Below are 18,179 nucleotides of genomic sequence, written 5' to 3' on the forward strand. Positions count from 1 at the left end.
GTTACCCCGGTGGAACGGGGCAACTCGTCCGCAGGTGGACAACTCGGTGGCCGCGCATCCGGCCTTGCGGCTTCGTCGCGCCCTGCCTAGGCTCGCCAAGGCCAGTCCTGAAGATGCCCCAGCTCAACGCGCTGCGGAGGTGGAACCATGACCGAGACCGTCGCGGCCGCCGTCTTGCTGATCGTGCTCCCGCTGGTCTTCAACGCGGTTTTCGCGGGCCTGGCCATCGCCTTCGACTATCCCGACATCCTGCGCCGCCCCACCGAGGAGGTCCTCGCCCGGTTCCGCCGGGGCGGCTCCCGCCTGGTGTTGCTCTGGTGGGCCTTCGCGATGACGCCGGTGCTCCTGGCCGTCCTGGCCGGGCTGTTGCCGGCCGCGCTGCGGGGCGCCTCAGCCACGGTGCTCTCGCTCAGCACGATAGTGGGCGTGCTGGCCGCCCTGGTGCAGTTCCTCGGGCTCATCCGGTGGCCGTTCCTGGTGCCCTACCTGGCCCGGGTCAACGCCGACCCGGATGCGCCTCCCGGCCGCAAGCAGGCCGTCGACATCGTCTTCCAATCGTTCCACCGCTACCTGGGCGTGGCGGTCGGCGAGCACCTCGGCCTGCTCTTCACCGGCGCCTGGAGTGTGCTCGTGGGCGTCGCGATCACCCAGACCGACCTGCTGTCGGGGTGGCTCGGCGTGGTGGGCATCGTCGTGGGGGCGGTGCTCGTGCTGTGCTCGTTCGAGTTCGTGGGCTCGTTCGAAAACCACGGCTGGGCCCTCGCGGCCCGACTCACGCCGGTGACGTACATCGTCTGGTCGCTGTGGCTGGTGGCCACCGGGGTAGCGCTGCTGCTGTGACCGACGTCCCCGAGTTGCCCCGCTGCGGTCGACTTGCCCCCGTGGAACGGGGCAACTCGACCGCAGGTGGGCAAATCGGCGCGGGTCAGGCCGAGGCGCGCCGGATGATGCGGGCGGGGGCCGGTACAACGTCCGCGACGGCGAGGCCCAGCGCCCGGCGCGCGGCCAGGCGGCCGAAGGACTCGGCGTCGATGTGCACGCTGGTGAGCGGCGGGGTGGCCACCGCACCGTGCTCCGTGTCGTTGAAGCCGATCACGGCGATGTCCTGCGGGACATGCCGGCCGAGCTCGGTCAGGGCGGCGAGGATCCGGAGGGCCACCCGGTCGTCGAATGCGGCGATGGCCGTGATGCGGGGGTGGGCGGCGAGGAACTCCCGCAGCGCGGTCACCGTTCCGGGCACGTCGCCGGGCACGGTGAGACTCTCGACGGGGTCGAGGCCGAGGGCGGGCGCGGCCTCCCTCGCGGAGGCCAGCCGCACGCCGGCCAGCCGGGCGAGCGCGTCGTCGTCGGGTGAGGCCACGGCCACGCCGGTGTGGCCGGACTCGGCCAGGTGGCGCAGTTGCACCGCGGTGTGCGCGGGCAGCCCGTTGACCCAGCCGCCGTCATCCGCGGTCGGGGCGCCCGAGGTGTAGATGGCCGCCAGGTCGATGACCGCCTTGGGCGAGACGGTGTCGACCATCGCCGCCAGAGACGCGCGGGAGGTGGGGCCGTGCCGCACCAGCAGGACGTAGCCGTGCTGGGTGAGTTCGGTGTCGAGGCCGCGGATGTAGTCCTCGCTGCCCGCACCGCCGAACGCCGGGTCGAGGGTGAGCAGCACGATGCGGGAGGAGCCCTCGCGCAACGCCTTGGCGATGCCGTGCGGCACGTAGGCCAGGTTGCGGGCGGCGCGCTCGACGCGTTCGCGGGTGGCCGGCGAGATGGTCTGGTTGGCGACCCCGTTGAGGACGAAGCTCACGGTCGCGGGTGAGACGCCGCTGGCGGCGGCCACGTCCCGCATTGTCGCTCGTTTGGCGCCCATGATCCCCTCCGTTTCCCCGACTTTATCGCTCGACGGGTGGGCGGATGCCCGCATGCGATTGCTCAGCTACCGCTCAGCCACTTCCCGGGTTGACCCGGACGATAGGTGCTAGCGTCAACTAATTCGAATTAGTAGGACCGTTGGGCCCGGGTGGAGAGTGGAAGAAATGAAGACTGTACTGGTTACCGGTCCCGGCACAACGGCAGTTGTCGACGTGCCCCAGCCCACGGCCGGACCGGCCGACGTGCTCGTGCGGATGCGGGCCTGCGGCATCTGCGGCTCGGACGGCTTCTACGTCGAGATCGGCGGCATCCCGCCCCGCCAGGGCAAGACCCCGCTCGGGCACGAGCCGGCCGGCGAGGTCGTTGAGGTGGGAGCCGACGTCACCGGCATCACCGTGGGCGACCACGTCGTGATCAACCCCATCGCCTCCCGCGAAGCCATGATCGGCAGCGGCGGGGCGAGCGGCGCCCTCGCGGAGTACCTGCTCATCGAGAACGCCGTGTTGGGCACCAGCCTGGCCATCATGCCCAAGCACGTGCCGTTCTACGTCGCCGCGCTCAACGAGCCAATGGCCGTGGCCCGGCACGCGGTGAACCGCACCAACCCGAAGCCGGGCGACAAGGTCGTCATCTTCGGCGCCGGACCGATCGGCCTGGGCGCGGCCATCGGCTACAAGATCAGCGGCGCCTCCCACGTGGTGGTCGTCGACATCCTGCCCTCCCGCCTGGAGAAGGCCCTCGCCGTGGGCGCCGACGCCGTGATCAACTCCACCGAGGAAGACGTGCTCGCCCGCCTGACCGAGCTGCACGGCCCCGGCACCACCGCCATGGGCGCGCCGCGCGCGGGCACCGACATCTACCTCGACGCCGCCGGCGCCCCGATTGTGGTGGAGACAGCCTTGAAGGCCGCCAAGCACAACGCCACCCTGGGCATCGTCGCCGTGCACAAGAAGCCGGTCAGCGTCGACTTCGGCGCGATCCTCGTCGCCGAGGTGAACATCGTCACGTCGATGGGCTACCCCACCGAGATCTTCGAGGTGACGAAGGAGATCGCCGAGCACTGGGAGAAGTTCGCCGTGATCGTGAGCGACCAGTTCGACTTCGCCGACGTGCAGCAGGCGCTCGTGACCGCGCACACGCCCGGCGCCGCGGACAAGGTCGTCGTCACCTTCGACTGAGAGACACACCCGAGTTGCCCCGCTGCGGTCGACTTGCCCCGGCCCAGCGGGGCAACTCGTCCGCAGGTGGGCAATTCGGCATCGCGGCGGCATACTGACGGGAACATCCGTCTGTGCTGCACCGCGGAAGGAACTCTGTGAGCTTCTGGATCTGTGCCACCTGCGGCGTCGAGCACGCCGACAACGCCGGCGTCTGCGCGATCTGCGCCGACGAACGCCAATGGGTCCCCGCCGCCGGGCAGCAGTGGACGACGCTCAACGACCTGCACGAGGCGGGCTGCCAGGCACACCTCCGCCAGCTCGAGCCGGACCTGTTCGGTATCCACAGCTCCCCCGGTGTAGGTATCGGGCAGCAGGCCAAGCTGCTCTGCACCCCCACCGGAACCGTGCTCTGGGACCCGATCGGGTTCGTGGACAACGACATCGCCAGCCGGGTGCTCGAGCACGGGCCCGTGCGCGCGATCGTGGCCAGCCATCCGCACATGTTCGGCGTGCAGGTGGAATGGAGCCGGGCCCTCGGCCGCCCGCCGGTGCTGGTCGCGGAGGCCGATCTGGCCTGGGTGGCGCGGCCCGACCCGGTGATCGAACCCTGGTCGACCGAGGTGGCCCTGCTGCCCGGGGTCACGCTGGTGCAGGTGGGCGGGCACTTCCCCGGCAGCGCCGTCATCCACTGGCAGGAGGGCGCCGCCGGCCGCGGCGTGCTGCTCAGCGGCGACACGGTGTTCGCCAACCCCGACCGCCGAACGGTGAGCTTCATGCGCAGCTACCCCAACCGGCTACCGCTGTCGGGCCCGGTGGTCGAACGCATCGCCCGCGCCCTGGAGCGGTTCGAGTTCGACCGGCTGTACGGCAACTTCGACAACGTGATCGACCAGGATGCCCGCGGGGTCGTGCGCCGCTCGGCCGACCGGCACTGGGACTGGGTGCGTGGCGACTTCGACGCTCTCACCTGAGCCGGTCGACGCCGGTCAGGTGGCGTGGGGCCGCTCGGGCGGTTCGGGAATGATGCGCAGGCCCGCCGGCGTGTTGGCCGCCTGCACGAGTTCGTCGATCCAGGACCGGTTGAGTGACGGCTCGCGCTTGCCGGAGAACTCGAAATCGAGGGGCACGGCCGGATTCAGCCAGATGGAGCTGTGCCCACTGCCGGAATCCTTTGACCTCTCCCAGGAGAACGCGAAACTCTCGCCGCGGCGCAGTTTCGCCACGATGACGACCTTGAGGTGCGCCAGCGTGCGGTCGTCGATGTCCACGGAGATCGCCGGCGACCCGTAGATGAACTTGCCCATCACATTCCTCGTTTGCTGGTGTCGGTCCCGCACGATCCGGCGCGACCCACCCCCTGAGAAAAGTTTAGGCCGCGGCGAGCCCGGTGACCACAGCGCCCGATGACGCGTTATTCGTCGTATCCCTGGTCGGCGCCGGCGTCGATCTCATTGACCGCCCGATTGAAGTCCGCCGCATGCGCCTCCGCCTCGGCCTCGGACTCGGCCGACGGCACCTCAACGGCCAGGATGCGGCCGGGCGGGAAGATCGGCAGCGGGAACAGCTCCCCCTCACCCTCGAGGGTCTCCTCCGCGACATCCGCCACGTCGAGCTCGGTGGCCGGGCCCAGCACGAGCGTGTGCGTCCGGGTGGTGCCGTCGAGTTCGCGCACCACGATGTCCACGGCCACACTGTCCTCACCGCGGGAGTGCTCGGTGACGTAGTCGAGTAGTGCCTCCGCAACGTCATCACCGGTCAGGATCGACCCGCCGGCGTACGTGATGCGCTTCATGCCACCGACGATAACCGCGGCACGGCGTCTTGGGAATGACCCCGCCGTCACACGGCGGGCGCCCCGGTGAGGGCACGTTCGGCCGCCGACGATTCCGGCACCACGATGTCGAAGACGGCCGCGCCCAGGCGTAGCGCGACCACGCTGGCACCCGGGTAGAGCGGATGCGGCGCCACACTGATCTGTTCGATCGCGGCCAGCGGGATCGTGGTGTGCGAACGGGACAGGTCGGGGGTCTTGCCGCGCACCAACCAGGCCTGGCGGCCGAGGATGTGCAATTCCTGGTCGGTGCGGCACAGCACCGCGCCGTGCAGGGTCATCGGGTAGAAGGCGTGCATCGCGCGGGTGAGGAGGCCGCCGCGCGGGTCCAGGCCGGTGCGGCCGTGGGCGGCGAGCAGCGTCGCCCCGAAGGCATGGCGCAACAGGTCGAAGTAGGCGGTGACCAGGCCCACATCCTGCTTACCCAGGTCGAGCAGATCCAGGGCGGCCGGCGGGGCGTCCGGCACCGGCAGCACGACCGGGGAGGTCGGCGGCGTCGCGGCGAGCGACAGTTCGCCCAGGAGCGCGGTGAGGCGGTCGATCACGGTCTGGGACGACCCGTTGTACGGAACGGTGAGGGTCGCGCCGGTGCGCGCCAGGATACTGAGGCGGCCGTCGACGAGGTCGACGGCATCGGTGACCGCGACGATATCGCTGTAGCCCATCGTGCTCTCGGTGTACCCGCGCTCGGCGCGGCTCAACACGACGAGCGCGTCCGGGGCCGCGATGACGAGATGGTCGTAGAGGTCCATGCTGGGCAGGGCGTCCCGGCGGGTGATGTTGCGGGGCACCTTGAGCACCAGTCGGCTGGCCGTGAAGTCCAGCGGGTAGTCCCGGTACAGGCCGGGCACCTCGGTTGCATTGTGCACCTGGTCCACCCAGGGGCCGAAGGCGTCGAACTCCGCCGATCTGGTTACATCCGTTGCGCTCACTGGCTGCTTTCCGGGGCACGCGCCGGTGCGCACCCCACCACGGCCGTCAGGCGCCGCTGAAGCTCAGGCTAAACCCAGTTCGCACCCACTCGTGACCGCGGGGCGGCCGGTCGCCCGCGGGAAGCCCTCGATGGACGGGTTTTCGAGAGTTCTAGCACGGGATGGCGCGGCCGAGCCATCGACGCGCCGACGTTTTCCCGCCGAACTGCACAGCGCTCTCCCCAGCGATTCCACAGCGTAATCCACAGCCTCCAGCCCGTATTCGCGGGGTTTCCACACACTGTGCACAGGGTTATCCACAGGCAACGCACCGAAGAAACCTTCGAAATATTCCCGCGCGCGATCGGCCACTAGTTGCCGAACCCGCCCGGAGCTACACTCGCCGCATGGAGACGCAGCATTTCTCAATCCGAGTGAATGCGTCGGCCGAGGTCGTGTGGACCACAATGTTCGATCACACCTCGTACCGGCAGTGGACGAGCGCCTTCAACCCGAACTCGTACTTCGAGGGCGACTGGCTGCCGGGCAGCGAGATCCGCTTCCTCGGCAGCAACCCGAACGGCGGGATGAACGGGATGTACGGGGTGATCACCGAACACCGTCCGTACGAGTACGTCCTGATCGAATACCAGGGCCAGATCGTGAACGACGTCGACGACACGACGAGCCGCGAGGCCCGGCAGCTGATCGGTGCTCGCGAGGCCTATTCATTCCGGGAGGAAGACGGGGTGACGACGGTCACCATCGATGTGGACACGGCCGACACCTACGCCGAACTCTTCGGCGAGCTGTGGCCGAAGGGCCTGGCCAAGCTCAAGGACCTCGCCGAGGCCGCGGCCGGGCACGACGACGACAGCGCCTGACCTGTCGGTGCTGGCCGGGCGGGGCTAGGCTCCCGGCATGAAAACCCTACATTTCTCCACAGAAATCGACGCCCCCGCCGAGGTCGTCTGGGAGACGATGCTCGAGGACGCCACCTACCGGCAGTGGACTGGCGTGTCCTTCCCCGGTTCGCACTTCGAGGGATCCTGGCTGCCGGGCAGTGAGATCCGCTTCCTCGGCGACAGCGACGACGACGAACCGATGGGCGGCATGGTCGGCAGGATAGCCGAGCACCGCCCGCACGAGTTCGTGTCGATCGAGTACACCGGCGTCATCATGAACGGCGGCGTTGACACCGAGAGCGAGTACGCCCGGAATCACCAGGGCACCCACGAGAACTACACCTTCACCGAGTCCGACGGAGTCACCACCCTCGCCGTCGACCTGGAGGTAGACGAGGATGAAGCCGACATGTTCGCCGAGGTCTGGCCGAAGTCCCTCGACAAGCTCACCGAGCTCGCCGAAGCCGAGGCCGCCACGCACGGCCGGCGTCCGACCGACTGAACAACGGCCAGCTGAACAACAACCGGCTGAACAACGACCGGCACCTCGGTCACAGCAGGCCGGACAGCGCCGCCCACTGCAGCAGGATGACGGTCTTGCCGTCAACGATTCGGCCGTCGGTGATCATGACCAGGGCGTCGGCGAACGCCACCTCGAGCACCTCGATGTCCTCCCCTTCCTCGGCCAGGCCCCCGCCGGCATCCACCCGGTCGGCTGGTTCGTATTCGGCCGCGTAGAAGTGCACCCGCTCGGTGACCGAACCCGGGCTCATATAGAGGTCGAACAGGTGCCGCAGCTCCCCGACGGCCACGCCGAGTTCCTCGCCGGCCTCCCGGCGGATCGCGACGTCGGGGGCGTCGTCGTCGAGCAGGCCGGCCGCGGCCTCGATGAGCATGCCGTCTGGATGGCCGTTGACGTAGGCGGGGTAGCGGAACTGCCGGGTGAGCAGCACGGTGCTCCGGGCGGGGTCGTAGAGCAGGATGGTCGCGCCGTTACCGCGGTCGTAGGTCTCGCGCTGCTGGGTCTCCACGACGCCGTCGCGCCGACGATAGCCGAAGGTGGTGCGCCGGAGCACATGCCAGCCGTCGCTGGTCACCTCCACCCGCTGCACCGTCACGGCCGGGTTCCCGGTCAGGTCGGCACCCGCGAGCTGCAGTCCGGTGCGTCCCCGGCCGTCCGGAATGTCGACGCCGAGGCGTAGGGGCTGGTGTTCATCAGCGGAGGCGGTCATGTCCGCTAGAGTAGTACAAACGTGCAGGAACGTGCACAAACTGGAAGGAACGCGGAATGATGGCTGCGGAACGTCAGGCGCTGCTGCTCGACCGGCTCGCCAGAGACGGCGCGATCGTGGCAAAGGAGATCGCCGCCGAACTGGGTCTGTCCGACGACAGCGTGCGCCGGGACCTGCGGGAGCTCGCCGCCGCGGGCCTCTGCCAGCGGGTCTACGGCGGGGCGCTGCCCGTGTCGCCCGCGCTCGCCCGGTACGCGGAGCGCACTCTCGTGCAGCCGGACAGCAAAGACCGGGTCGCCGCCCGCGCCGCCCGACTCGTCGTGCCGGGCAGCACCGTCATCCTCGACGGCGGCACGACGACCCTGGCCGTGGTGCACGCCCTCCCCCGTGACCTGAGCTGCACCGTCATCACCCACAGCCCGACGATCGCGGCGGCCTTTCTGCCACACGAGGGCATCGACGTGTTCCTGCTCGGCGGCCGGCTGTTCAAGCACTCGATGGTGACCTGCGGCGCCGCCGCGGTCGAGGCCGCCCAGGCGATCACGGCCGACCTGTTCCTGCTGGGAGTCACCGGGGTGCACGCCAGCGCGGGCCTGACCACCGGCGACGTGGAAGAGGCGGCCATGAAGCGGGCCCTCGCGGACCGGGCGGCCGACACCTACGTGCTGGCGAGCGCCGAGAAGATCGGGGTGGCATCGCCCTACCGGGTGCTGCCGTTCAGCGAGATCGCCGGCATCGTCACCGACACGGGGTACGACCGCGCCGACGACAACCACGCTGCCGACCGCACTGCTGCGGACCGCACCGTGGCCGACCTGCGGGACCGCGGCGTCGCCATCCTCACCGCCTAGTTTCTACCCCTATGCCGGTCGGTCGCCGGGCGGTCACGACCAGGGGATGAACCGATCCGCGTGGCTGAGCGTGGACGCGATCAACCGAGCGTTGGTGGCATCCGGCCCATTCGCCCAGGCCGTGGCCTGCTCCTGCGTCATGCCGAATTGCACGTGGCGGGCTATCAGGCGGGCGAGGCGCACGCTGCTCGGGGTATCGACGAAGCAGACCTCGTCGCAAAGCCGGGCGATCTGCGGCCACGGGTCGGCGGCGGCCAGAAGGTAGTTGCCCTCGGTGAGTACGATCGGCACCGAGGCGGGAACGGCGATCGAGGCGGCGATGGGTTCCTCCAGCCCGCGCCGGTACTCCGGCGCGTAGACGACCGCCTCGTCCCGGGCGCGCAGCCGGCGCAGCAACGACAGGTAGCCGTCGGCGTCGAAGGTGTCGATGGCGCCCCGGCGGTGCTGCAGGGGCGTGCCGTCGATGATGGACGTGGCGAGGTGGAAACCGTCCATCGGCACCACCACGCAGAGGGCGGCCCCCATCTCGTCGGTGCCCAGCTCGTCCGCGAGCGCCCGCGCGACGGTGGATTTGCCTGCTCCAGGCGTGCCCACGATGCCGATGATCTGGCGCTCGGCAGTCTGCCTGACGCGGGCGCGGAGGTCGTCGGCGAGCTCGCGGATGGCGGCGGCTGGGGTGAGACTCATGCGGGGGTCCTGTCGGGCTCGATGTCTGGTTCGACGGCTGCGGATGCGGGTGCCTTCGTCTGCCCCGCCACGGTTGGGCCGACGGTGAGCCGGCGCACGCTCCGCACCGAGAGCGCCGCGAGGCTGGCGACCACGATCACGGCGGCGCAGCCGAGCAGCACCGGGGTGGTGCCGTAGGTGTGCGCGAGCGGCCCCACGAGGATCTCGCCCACCGGGATCGCGATGAAGGAGCCGACGGCGTCGTAGGAGTAGACCCGGGCGAGTTTCTCCTGCGGCACGTTCTGCTGCAAGGACTGGTCCCAGGCCACCCCGAACTGTTCGATGGCCAGGCCGCCGAGCAGGAAAAAGGCGACCAGCAGGGGCACGAGCGGCAACACGGCCAGGCCCACGATGGGCAGCGCGGTGACGATCACCAGGCCGACGCCGATGCCTAGCGCGTGCCGCGGCCGCCAGCGCAGGGCGAGCAGCCCGCCGAGCGCGAGACCCACGGTTTCGGCGGCGATGATCAGCCCCCAGCTGGCCCGGCCGAAGGTGGCGTCGGCCACGAGCGGGCCGAGCACCGCGATCGCCCCGACGAAGGCGGCGTTCACCAGCGCGAACTGCGCCACCACCACCCATACCCAGGTGCGGCTGGCGAATTCCCGCCAGCCTTCGCGCAGTTCCCGCAGCATATTGGCCGGGGGCGCGGCGCCGGCGGCCGGCACGGCGCGGCCGGCCGGCAGCGTGCGCACGAAGGCGAAGAACAGACCCGCCAGGGCGAAGGATGCGGCGTTGAGCGCCAGCCCCCAGCCGGGGCCGACCGCGGCGATGAGGATCGCGCCGAGGCTGGCACCGAGGATCGCTCCGCCGTTGAGGCTGAGCCGGAGCAGGGCGTTGGCCGGACGCAGCTGCGCCACGGGCACGGTCTGCGGCACGATCGCCGCCGACGCCGGGAAGCTGACGGCGGCCACGGCCCCGTTGAGCACGCTGAGGATGACGAGCAGCGGGATCGTGGCCGAGCCGGACAGCACCACGGTGGCCACGACGGCCTGGGTGGCCGCGGCCGCGAGCGAGGTGCCGACGAGCAGGATGTGCTTGGGCAGCCGGTCGGCGATCACCCCGCCGAACAGCAGCACCGTGACGTTGGCAATGGACCGGCTCGCCACCACGATGCCGAGGTCCACGGCCGACCCGGTGAGGTCGAGCACCGCGAAGGCGAGGGCGATCGGGGCGGCGGCATTGCCCAGGGTGGCGATGGTGCGGGCCGTGAGCAGCCAGCGGAACGGGGCCAACCCGAACGGGCCGTCACGGCGGGCGCGCTCCTGAACCGCGCGCCCCCGAGTAGCCATGCCACGAGTCAACCACGTCAGCGCCCCGGCTTACTCGCTCAGGCCGAAGCGGGCGTGGATGGGCGCGGTCCAGCGCGGGGCCCACCACAGGATGCGCTCAAGCGCGGTGAGCACGGCCGGCACGAGCACCACCCGCACCAGGGTCGCATCCAACAGCACTGCCACGGCCAGGGCCGTGCCGATCTGTTTCATCTGCATCAGCTCCCCGGTGGCGAAGCCGGCGAAGACCAGCACGATGATCACCGCGGCCGAGGTGATGATGCGGCCGGAGCTTTGCAGGCCGGTCTCGATCGCCGTGCGGGTGTCCTCGCCGCGGTCGTGGTGCTCCTTGATGCGGGCGAGCAGGAACATCTCGTAGTCCATCGCCAGGCCGAAGCCGAAGGTGAGCACGAGCGTGAGCACCAGGGCGTCGACGCCGGAGATGGCGGCGGCGTCGAAGTTGAGCGGCCCGGCCAGATTGCCCTGCTGGAAGCCCCAGACCAGCACGCCGGCGGCGGCGCCCAGGGAGATGGCGCTGATCACCAGGGCCGTGAGCGGGATGATCACCGACCCGGTCATCAGGAACAGGAGCACGAAGGTGGCCAGGGCGATGATCAGCACCGCCCACGGGGCGCCCCGCGCGAGCGAGTCGAGGTAGTCGACGGCCTGGGCGTCGGTGCCGCCGACCCAGGCGTCGAAGGACGGCCGGTCGGCGCGGATCTCCCGCACCACGTCGGTGCCCTGGTGGGCGTCGACGGTGACCGTGGAGACCTGGTACCCCTCCATGTCTACGGGTGCGGTGACATCCGTCACTCCCGGCAGGCCCGCGACCTCGTCGGCCCACGCCGTCGCTGCGGCCTCGTCGGCGTCTGAGACCAGCTGAACCCGGGGTGCGGTGGCCAGCGGGAACTCCTCGGTGAGGGTGGTGAGGAAGTCGTACTGGCTGGACGAGCGCGGGATGGCGTCGTCGGCGCTGTTCGATACCGTCATCGCCAGCGCCGGGCTCCCGAGCAGCAGCAGCACCGCGGTCCCCGCGATAGAGACGAGCACCGGCGCGCGCTGAACGGAGCGGGCCAGCCGGGAGAAGACGCCCTCCTCCGGGGCGATGTCCCCGAACCGGATCAGCCACCGGCCCACGCCCGGGATGCGGGTGAGCAGGCCGGGTTGCAGCAACCGTTCGCCGAGGTAGCCGAGCAGCGCCGGCACCAGGACCAGGGCGGTGAGGATGGCGATGAGCACCACGCAGATGGCGCCGATGGCGATGGCGCGGATGATCGCCGGCTCGAACACGAGCAGCCCGGCGGTGGCGATGGCGAAGGTGAGCCCGGAGAACAACACGGTGCGGCCGGCCGAGTTCACCGTGCTGCCCACCGCCTGCAGCATGAGCTCGTGCCGGCTATGCCGGTGGTGCGGCAGCAAGGCCAGCTGCCCGGTCGCGGGCTCGGGCACGTCCGCGCCCGGCTCCCCGTGCGGGCCGGGCGCCGCACCCGGACCCGCCCCACCGACCCGCGCCCGGAACTCCTCGCGGAACCGGCTGACCATCAGCAGGCCGTAGTCGATGGACAGGCCCAGCCCGATCACGGTGATCACATTCATCACGGTGATGCCGATGTCGGAAACATAGGTGAACGCGTAGAGCATCCCGAGCGCGCCGATGATCGACGCGATGGCGCCCACCAGGGGAATCCCGGCCGCGAGGAAGCCGCCGAAGATGACCAGCATCACCAGCAGCGCGATCGGCAGGGCGATCAGTTCGCCCTTCTGCAGGTCGGACTCGGCGACCGCGACGAGGGAGTCCACCACCAGGGGCGCCCCGCCCACCTCCACCCGGGCGGCGGGGTCGAGTTGGCTGACCTCGTCGGCCGACACCTGGAGCAAGCGGTGCACGTAGTCGAGCAGCGAGTCGCTGACGGAGCCGTCCGTGGTCTCCATCTCCACGGTGAGGAGCATCCCCTCGCCGTCCGCGGAGAGCAGCGGCACGGCGGCCGGGTTGACGGTGCCGTCGGGCATGGGCGGGATGACGAGGGGATTGATGACCTGGGTGACCCCGTCGACCTCGGAGAGCCGGATGGTCGCGGATTCCAGGATCGCCGCGAGGTCGGGCGAGGCAAGATCGGTGGGGTGCACGAGCAGCGAGAGCGACTCGGTCTGTTCGCTGTCCGGGCCGTCGATCCGGTCGGCGGCCGCTTGCGCTTCCCCCTGCACCGACGGGCCCTCGCTGGAGAGCCGGTCGAACAGGCTCTCCCCGGTGGCCCCGAAGAGGGCCGTGGCCAGGCACGCGCCCAGTGCCACCACCCAGCACAACAGGAAAACGAGGCGATGGCGGGCGACGCTCACGCCCAGTTTTCGCAACATGGCGGATGTTTCCTTCACTCCTGAACAAGCGTTCCGCCGCCAAACTACTCTCGTCGAGGCCGTCGTGAAGGGCCGGTGGCCTCACACCGGAGGGTCACCCGGCCAGGCAGGCTCGCACAAGCAGGGCGACCGAGGGGCGCAACGGCAGTTCGGGGTCGACGGTGAGTCGATGCAGAATGAGCCCCTCGCCACAGGCCATCAGGGTGCGGGCGGCGGTTTGCGGATCCGGCGCGCCGAGGCTCGTCATCATGGCCGTGGCCAGCTCTTCGAAGCTGTGCCGGTTCGCCACCATCGGGGCGCGCAGCGCCGGGTGACTGGCCGATTCGAGGAACAGGACGTAGCGGGCCAGGGTGCGCGTGCCGAACGGGCCGGTCTGCGCCTCGAGGAGCGCGCAAAAGGCATCCACCAGCTGGTCGGCGGTGAGCGTGGCCAGGTCGATGCCGGCCGCGGAATCCGCCAGCTCGCGCTCAGCCACCCAGGCGACGACCCCGTCAAGCAGGGCGGCCCGGGTGCGGAAGGAGTTGGACGTCGACCCGCGTGGCAACCCGGCGTGCTCGTCGACCCGCACATGGGTCAGCGCTCGCAAGCCCTGCCGGCCGAGCAGGTCGACGGCCGCCTCGAGGGCCCGGTCCCGGGTTGATGCCATGCCATCACTATAGACATAGTGGTCACCCCGCACGAGACCGGGCAGTCGGTACTACCCTGCAGCACATGACCGCATTGACGAAGCCCATCCCGCTCGAGCAGTACTTCGAAGGGAGCGATCCGCTCGCGCGGACGCTCTTCGACACAGTGTGCGCGGCCGTCCTGTCCATCGGCGAGGCCGAAGTCCGCGTCACGAAGAGCCAGGTCGCGTTCCGCCGCGACCGCTCCTTCGCGTGGACCTGGCTTCCCGGCCACTACCTCTCCGGGGCCGTGGCCCCGCTGGTGCTCACCATCGACCTCGACAGGTTCGACACCTCGCCCCGGTGGAAGGAGGTGGCCGAGCCCACCCTCAACCACTTCATGCACCACCTCGAGCTGCGGAGCGTTCACGACCTCGACGACGAGGTGGTCGATTGCCTGCGGGAGGCTTGGACGAAGGCGGGATAGCGCCGCGGGCGGTCAGCCGATGCGCGTCAACCGCTGTAGGCCTGGGCGCAGGACTCGTCGCCGGCGGTGCGGCCCGTGAGTCCGTCGATCGCCTCCGGGGCCGCCTCCACCGTTTCCGGCGGAACGGTCCCCTCCGGTGCCTCCACCGGCGGATCGGCGACGACGGGTTCCTCCGCCGGCACGGTCGGCGTGAGGCTGAACGGCACGTCGGCGGCGATCTTTGCGAACATCTCGTCGGCCAGGTCCTGCGACGGCACCACCTTGCCCGGGAAGTCGGGGTCCTCGGTGGTTCCCGGGTACTGCACGAAGACCAGCCGCTCCAGGTCGAGGTCCTTGAGCGCCAACGCCATCGACACCATGGTGTCGGTGCGGGCCAGGGTCGTGGACAGCTTGATGTTCTGCGACGCGGCGGTGGCCAGGCCGTACAGCTTCGACAGGTCGGTGAGGGTGCCGTCGGCCTGCACGGTGCGCATCAGCGACGCGAGGTAGATCTGTTGCGACGAGATGCGGGACAGGTCACTCCCGTCGCCGACGCCGTGCCGGCTGCGCAGGAAGCCCAGCGCCGTCTGGCCCGAGACCACGCTGGTGCCGGCGGGCAGGCTGAGGTCGGCCAGCGGGTCGTCAATCGCCTCGGTGAGGCAGATCGGCACGCCGCCGACGGCGTCGCTCATCTGCACCACACCATTGAACGAGGTCAGCCCGGCGTAGGGAATGTCGAGGCCGGTGAGGCCCTCCACGGTGTTGACCACGCAGGTCAGCCCGCCGCGGGCCATCGCCTCGTTCATCGGGGCGGCCGACATGGCGCTGAAGACCTCGCCGGTGTCGGCGTTCGTGCACTCCGGATGCGCCACGATCAGGTCACGCGGGATGCTCACCACCACCGCGTTGCTGTGGTCCGCCGACACGTGCACGAGAATGTTGACGTCGTTGAGCGTCGCATCCCGCTCGCCGTAGGCCAGCCCCTGGTCGGCGTCGTTGTCGGCACCGACGATGAGGATGTTGAATCCGTTCTCGTAGGCGCCGAGGTTGGGCGGCGGCGCAGCCGCATCGTTGCTCCCGATGTCGATGGAGTTGCCCGTGATCTTGCTGCTGAGCTGCCAGACGGCGATGCCCACGACCCCGACGGTGCTCACCAGGAGCACGGCGAGCGACGCGGCGACCATCATGATGATGGTCCGCACGGCGCCGCTTCGCCTCAACCGCCCGTGCCGGGCGATCCCCTTGATCTGCGCACGTCGTTCACTCACCGGCAAAGCCCACCCTTCATCCTGCTGCTTGAGTACCGGAACTTAGCAGCCCCCGCTGGGCGAGCGCCGGGCGAGGGGTGTTACGAGCTGGCCTCGGGGACGAAACGGTTGACGACCGCTGCGCGGCTCTCGTCTTCGCTGGCGAGGACCCCGCCGTTCGCGACGATGTCCGGCGTGATCTCCTCGAAAACGATCCGGACGTCTTCGCGGCGCGCACCCAGGGTCAGAACGGCACTGTCGGTGACGTCGTGAACAAAGGCTCGGCGCTGGTTGATGTCGCGCCCCGCGAGTAGCTGAACGGTGATGTTGGGCATGTCTGTTCCTTAGGCGATGGTGTTGCTCAGGGTGCCGATACCGGCGAGGGTGATGTCGACGGTGTCACCCGGGCGCACGGGAAGGTCGGTGCCGGGTGCCCCGGTGAGCACCACGTCGCCGGGCTCGAGGGTGAGCCACTTCGTCACGTAGACGAGCGTGGCAGCGACCGAGGAGGGCAGGTTGAACGAGCCCGAGTTCACCACGACGGCGCCGTTGATGACCACCTCGGTGGCCACGTTCTCGGGGTCGGCGATATCGGTCTCGATCCACGGGCCGAGCGGGGTGTAGTTCTTGCCGCTCTTGCCCTGGAAGTTGCGCTGGTCGATCGGGCACTGGTCGACGTTGGTGACATCGTTGGCCACGGTGTAGCCCAGCACGGCATCGAAGGCGTTGTCGAGGGTGAGGTTCGTGGCGGATGCGCCGATCACCACGGCGAGCTCGCCCTCGATGTTCACGGTGCCCACGCCGCGCACGGCGAAGATGTCGTCGCCGGTGCCGGCGACGGTGTGCACCGACTTGTGCCAGGCCTGCATCGGCAACGGGTTGCCCGGCTGGTTGTGGCCGATGCCGACGACCACGCGCGGGTCGACTGCGGCGAGGAGCACGGCGTCGGCGGTCGGGATGGACTCCCCGGTGTAGACCAGTGGTGCGGCGAACGGGTCGTCGATGAGGTTCCAGCTGTCGCCGGAGGCGACGGCGTGGCGGGGGCCGGTCGGAGTTTCGAGTCGAGCGATGCGCATGAGCTACTTTCCTGACGTTGCCGGGGATGAAACAGGGGGCACCAGCGGCGCCCCCTGCGGTATAGCGTTTGTGGACTACTTCATTGCGAGCGAGGCGCGGGTGCTCTCGCCGATGATGCCGTGTTCCCAACGGCCCTCGTTCAGGTCCTTGGCGATGCGACGGTACTTGTCGTCGTTCATGTTGTAGATGAAGTAGATGATGACGGCGGCGATGGTGAGCGCGATGGCCGGGTACAGCGTCATCACGGCCTTGATCCCGAGCAGCGTGCCTTCCGACTGCGTCGTGGCCTGCGCCACGTAGCCGGACACGGCGAGCATGCCGGCGCCCACCAGAGCGGCGAGGGACTGCGAGACCTTGCGCGAGAAGCTGAATGCCGCGTAGGTCATGCCCTCACGGCGCACGCCGGTGTGCCATTCGCCGTAGTCGATGGTGTCGGAGACGAAGGCCCAGGTGATGCCGTTGGGGATGGACAGGGCGACGTACCCGATGGTGACGAGGATCATGAACGTCCACAGGTTGGTCGGGATGATGAAGTTCAAACCGTTGGCCACCACCGCAACAGCGAAGCTCACCATGACGGTGCGCTTCTTGCCGAAACGCACGACCAGCTTCGGAATGAACATGATGCCCACGATGGAGGCACCGATCATCACGAAGTTGAGCACGGCCATCAGGGCGATGTTGCCGAGGTTGAACTCGGCGAAGAAGATCATCATCATGTTGTTCACGTTCATCGACGAGATGGTGAACAGGCTCATCAGCACCAGGCCGAGCAGCGGCCGGTTGGTGAGCACGGCGCGGCCGTAGTCCTTGAGGCTCGTCTTCTCCTTGTTGGCTTCCCGGTTCACGACAACGTGTTCCTTGGTGCCGCGGTAGCAGAGCGCGAACGAGGCCATGCCGAGCACGGCCATGACCAGGGCGGCCCACATGTAGTTCTTGGAGGTCATGCCACCGAGCATCATCATGATCGGGATGAAGGCGATGCCACAGATCCACTGGGCACCGAGCGAACCGGCCTGGCGGGAGGTGGCGAGCTGGGCGCGTTCCTTGATGTTGCGGGTCATCACCGAGGCCAGTGAACCGTACGGGCCGTTGACGAAGGAGTAGACACCGCCCCAGATGGCGTAGGTACCGGCGGCGAAGGCGATCTTCCAGCCCATGGCCACGTCGGGCATGGTGAAGGTGACCACGGTCATCACCGCGAGGATGAAGGCGGAGACCATCATCACCGGGCGGAACTTGCCGCGCTTGCCGACCTTGCGGCCGTCGATGAAGAGCGCCGCGACGGTGTCCATCACCGCGTCGAAGAGCTTGACCAGAACGAAGATCAGCGCGACGACTGCCGGGCCGATGCCCGCGGTGTCGATCCAGAACTTGGTGAGGTAGGCCTGGCCGAGGTCGAACATGAACCCATTGCCGAGGTCACCGAACCCGTAGGCGACCTTCTCCTTTCCGGTGAGGGTGCCTTCAGCCTCGTCGGCTGCGACGACGGGCGCTGCGTCCGGGACGACGTCAATGTTGTCTTGGATACTCATGGGGCGCTATCACTCTTTCGGTTGCAATCATGGGTGTGCGTGGAGGGCGACGCGGCCGAGGACGGGCACGCGGGCGGGGTGGGGAAGATGCGCCGGTCAGGCGGGCGCGTAAGGAGTCAGCCGAAGCTGGTGCGTGCGCCGGCGGCGGAT

20 protein-coding genes are annotated in these 18,179 nt (G+C 69.3%); 7 read left to right on the top strand and 13 right to left on the bottom strand.

Annotated elements, in window-relative coordinates; translation table 11 throughout:
• Nucleotides 1–147: 147 nt before the first annotated feature.
• Nucleotides 148–840: a DUF4386 family protein gene (locus ACU5E9_RS12735; RefSeq protein WP_456810285.1), complete on the top strand. Its 693-nt coding sequence runs from the start codon at nt 148–150 to the stop codon at nt 838–840.
• Between the two features lie 85 nt (nt 841–925).
• On the opposite strand, the gene ACU5E9_RS12740 is transcribed toward ACU5E9_RS12735, so the two are convergent.
• Nucleotides 926–1,858 carry a LacI family DNA-binding transcriptional regulator gene (locus tag ACU5E9_RS12740; RefSeq protein ID WP_456810286.1) on the bottom strand — a complete coding sequence of 311 codons (933 nt, stop codon included), beginning with the start codon at nt 1,856–1,858 and terminating at the stop codon, nt 926–928.
• Nucleotides 1,859–2,024: 166 nt separating this feature from the next.
• Here ACU5E9_RS12740 and ACU5E9_RS12745 point away from each other — a divergent pair, with 166 nt between their 5' ends.
• A complete protein-coding gene (locus ACU5E9_RS12745) occupies nt 2,025–3,038 on the top strand; it encodes a zinc-dependent alcohol dehydrogenase (protein WP_456810287.1) in 1,014 nt (337 codons plus the stop codon).
• Between the two features lie 137 nt (nt 3,039–3,175).
• Nucleotides 3,176–3,991, top strand: a complete 816-nt coding sequence (locus tag ACU5E9_RS12750) for an MBL fold metallo-hydrolase (protein WP_456810288.1) — start codon at nt 3,176–3,178, stop codon at nt 3,989–3,991.
• A 15-nt stretch (nt 3,992–4,006) separates the two neighbouring features.
• On the opposite strand, the gene ACU5E9_RS12755 is transcribed toward ACU5E9_RS12750, so the two are convergent.
• The 3 genes from ACU5E9_RS12755 to ACU5E9_RS12765 form a co-directional block, all read right to left on the bottom strand.
• Nucleotides 4,007–4,324 carry a DUF7882 family protein gene (locus ACU5E9_RS12755; RefSeq protein ID WP_456810289.1) on the bottom strand — a complete coding sequence of 106 codons (318 nt, stop codon included), beginning with the start codon at nt 4,322–4,324 and terminating at the stop codon, nt 4,007–4,009.
• A gap of 107 nt (nt 4,325–4,431) precedes the next feature.
• Nucleotides 4,432–4,812, bottom strand: coding sequence for a hypothetical protein (locus tag ACU5E9_RS12760; RefSeq protein WP_456810290.1), 381 nt, complete (start codon nt 4,810–4,812; stop codon nt 4,432–4,434).
• A gap of 47 nt (nt 4,813–4,859) precedes the next feature.
• Nucleotides 4,860–5,783, bottom strand: coding sequence for a hypothetical protein (locus ACU5E9_RS12765; protein ID WP_456810291.1), 924 nt, complete (start codon nt 5,781–5,783; stop codon nt 4,860–4,862).
• 386 nt (nt 5,784–6,169) lie between these two features.
• Here ACU5E9_RS12765 and ACU5E9_RS12770 point away from each other — a divergent pair, with 386 nt between their 5' ends.
• A complete protein-coding gene (locus tag ACU5E9_RS12770; protein WP_456810292.1) occupies nt 6,170–6,646 on the top strand; it encodes an SRPBCC family protein in 477 nt (158 codons plus the stop codon).
• A 37-nt stretch (nt 6,647–6,683) separates the two neighbouring features.
• Nucleotides 6,684–7,169: an SRPBCC family protein gene (locus tag ACU5E9_RS12775; protein WP_456810293.1), complete on the top strand. Its 486-nt coding sequence runs from the start codon at nt 6,684–6,686 to the stop codon at nt 7,167–7,169.
• Nucleotides 7,170–7,218: 49 nt separating this feature from the next.
• Here ACU5E9_RS12775 and ACU5E9_RS12780 read toward each other — a convergent pair whose 3' ends face one another.
• A complete protein-coding gene (locus tag ACU5E9_RS12780) occupies nt 7,219–7,899 on the bottom strand; it encodes an NUDIX domain-containing protein (protein WP_456810294.1) in 681 nt (226 codons plus the stop codon).
• Nucleotides 7,900–7,955: 56 nt separating this feature from the next.
• On the opposite strand from ACU5E9_RS12780, the gene ACU5E9_RS12785 reads away from it, so the two are divergent.
• On the top strand, nt 7,956–8,750 hold the full coding sequence (locus ACU5E9_RS12785; RefSeq protein ID WP_456810295.1) for a DeoR/GlpR family DNA-binding transcription regulator: 795 nt from the start codon (nt 7,956–7,958) through the stop codon (nt 8,748–8,750).
• Between the two features lie 33 nt (nt 8,751–8,783).
• Here ACU5E9_RS12785 and ACU5E9_RS12790 read toward each other — a convergent pair whose 3' ends face one another.
• From ACU5E9_RS12790 to ACU5E9_RS12805, 4 genes are all read right to left on the bottom strand, one after another.
• On the bottom strand, nt 8,784–9,437 hold the full coding sequence (locus ACU5E9_RS12790) for a nucleoside/nucleotide kinase family protein (protein ID WP_456810296.1): 654 nt from the start codon (nt 9,435–9,437) through the stop codon (nt 8,784–8,786).
• Entirely contained in the window at nt 9,434–10,765 is a 1,332-nt protein-coding gene (locus tag ACU5E9_RS12795) for an MFS transporter (RefSeq protein ID WP_456810297.1), read from the bottom strand. Before ACU5E9_RS12795 ends, ACU5E9_RS12790 begins: the two co-directional genes overlap by 4 nt.
• A 30-nt stretch (nt 10,766–10,795) precedes the next feature.
• Nucleotides 10,796–13,099 (bottom strand): MMPL family transporter, encoded by a 2,304-nt coding sequence (locus tag ACU5E9_RS12800; protein ID WP_456810298.1) that lies wholly within the window; start codon nt 13,097–13,099, stop codon nt 10,796–10,798.
• Nucleotides 13,100–13,193: 94 nt separating this feature from the next.
• Nucleotides 13,194–13,745: a TetR/AcrR family transcriptional regulator gene (locus ACU5E9_RS12805; protein ID WP_456810299.1), complete on the bottom strand. Its 552-nt coding sequence runs from the start codon at nt 13,743–13,745 to the stop codon at nt 13,194–13,196.
• Between the two features lie 65 nt (nt 13,746–13,810).
• Here ACU5E9_RS12805 and ACU5E9_RS12810 point away from each other — a divergent pair, with 65 nt between their 5' ends.
• The gene (locus ACU5E9_RS12810) at nt 13,811–14,191 is read left to right on the top strand and encodes a DUF5655 domain-containing protein (protein ID WP_456810300.1); all 381 of its coding nucleotides are present in this window, start codon (nt 13,811–13,813) and stop codon (nt 14,189–14,191) included.
• Between the two features lie 26 nt (nt 14,192–14,217).
• Here the strand turns inward: ACU5E9_RS12810 and ACU5E9_RS12815 are convergent, their stop codons facing one another.
• The 4 genes from ACU5E9_RS12815 to ACU5E9_RS12830 all read right to left on the bottom strand — a co-directional run bounded on the left by ACU5E9_RS12815 (nt 14,218) and on the right by ACU5E9_RS12830 (nt 18,029).
• On the bottom strand, nt 14,218–15,438 hold the full coding sequence (locus ACU5E9_RS12815) for an LCP family protein (protein ID WP_456810301.1): 1,221 nt from the start codon (nt 15,436–15,438) through the stop codon (nt 14,218–14,220).
• Between the two features lie 80 nt (nt 15,439–15,518).
• Complete coding sequence (locus ACU5E9_RS12820) at nt 15,519–15,752, bottom strand: tautomerase family protein (RefSeq protein WP_456810302.1); 234 nt, start codon at nt 15,750–15,752, stop codon at nt 15,519–15,521.
• Nucleotides 15,753–15,761: 9 nt separating this feature from the next.
• Nucleotides 15,762–16,493, bottom strand: a complete 732-nt coding sequence (locus ACU5E9_RS12825) for a fumarylacetoacetate hydrolase family protein (protein WP_456810303.1) — start codon at nt 16,491–16,493, stop codon at nt 15,762–15,764.
• A 75-nt stretch (nt 16,494–16,568) separates the two neighbouring features.
• Entirely contained in the window at nt 16,569–18,029 is a 1,461-nt protein-coding gene (locus ACU5E9_RS12830; protein WP_456810304.1) for a glycoside-pentoside-hexuronide (GPH):cation symporter, read from the bottom strand.
• Between the last annotated feature and the right edge of the window lie 150 nt (nt 18,030–18,179).

The organism is Cryobacterium sp. AP23, assembly GCF_054075385.1.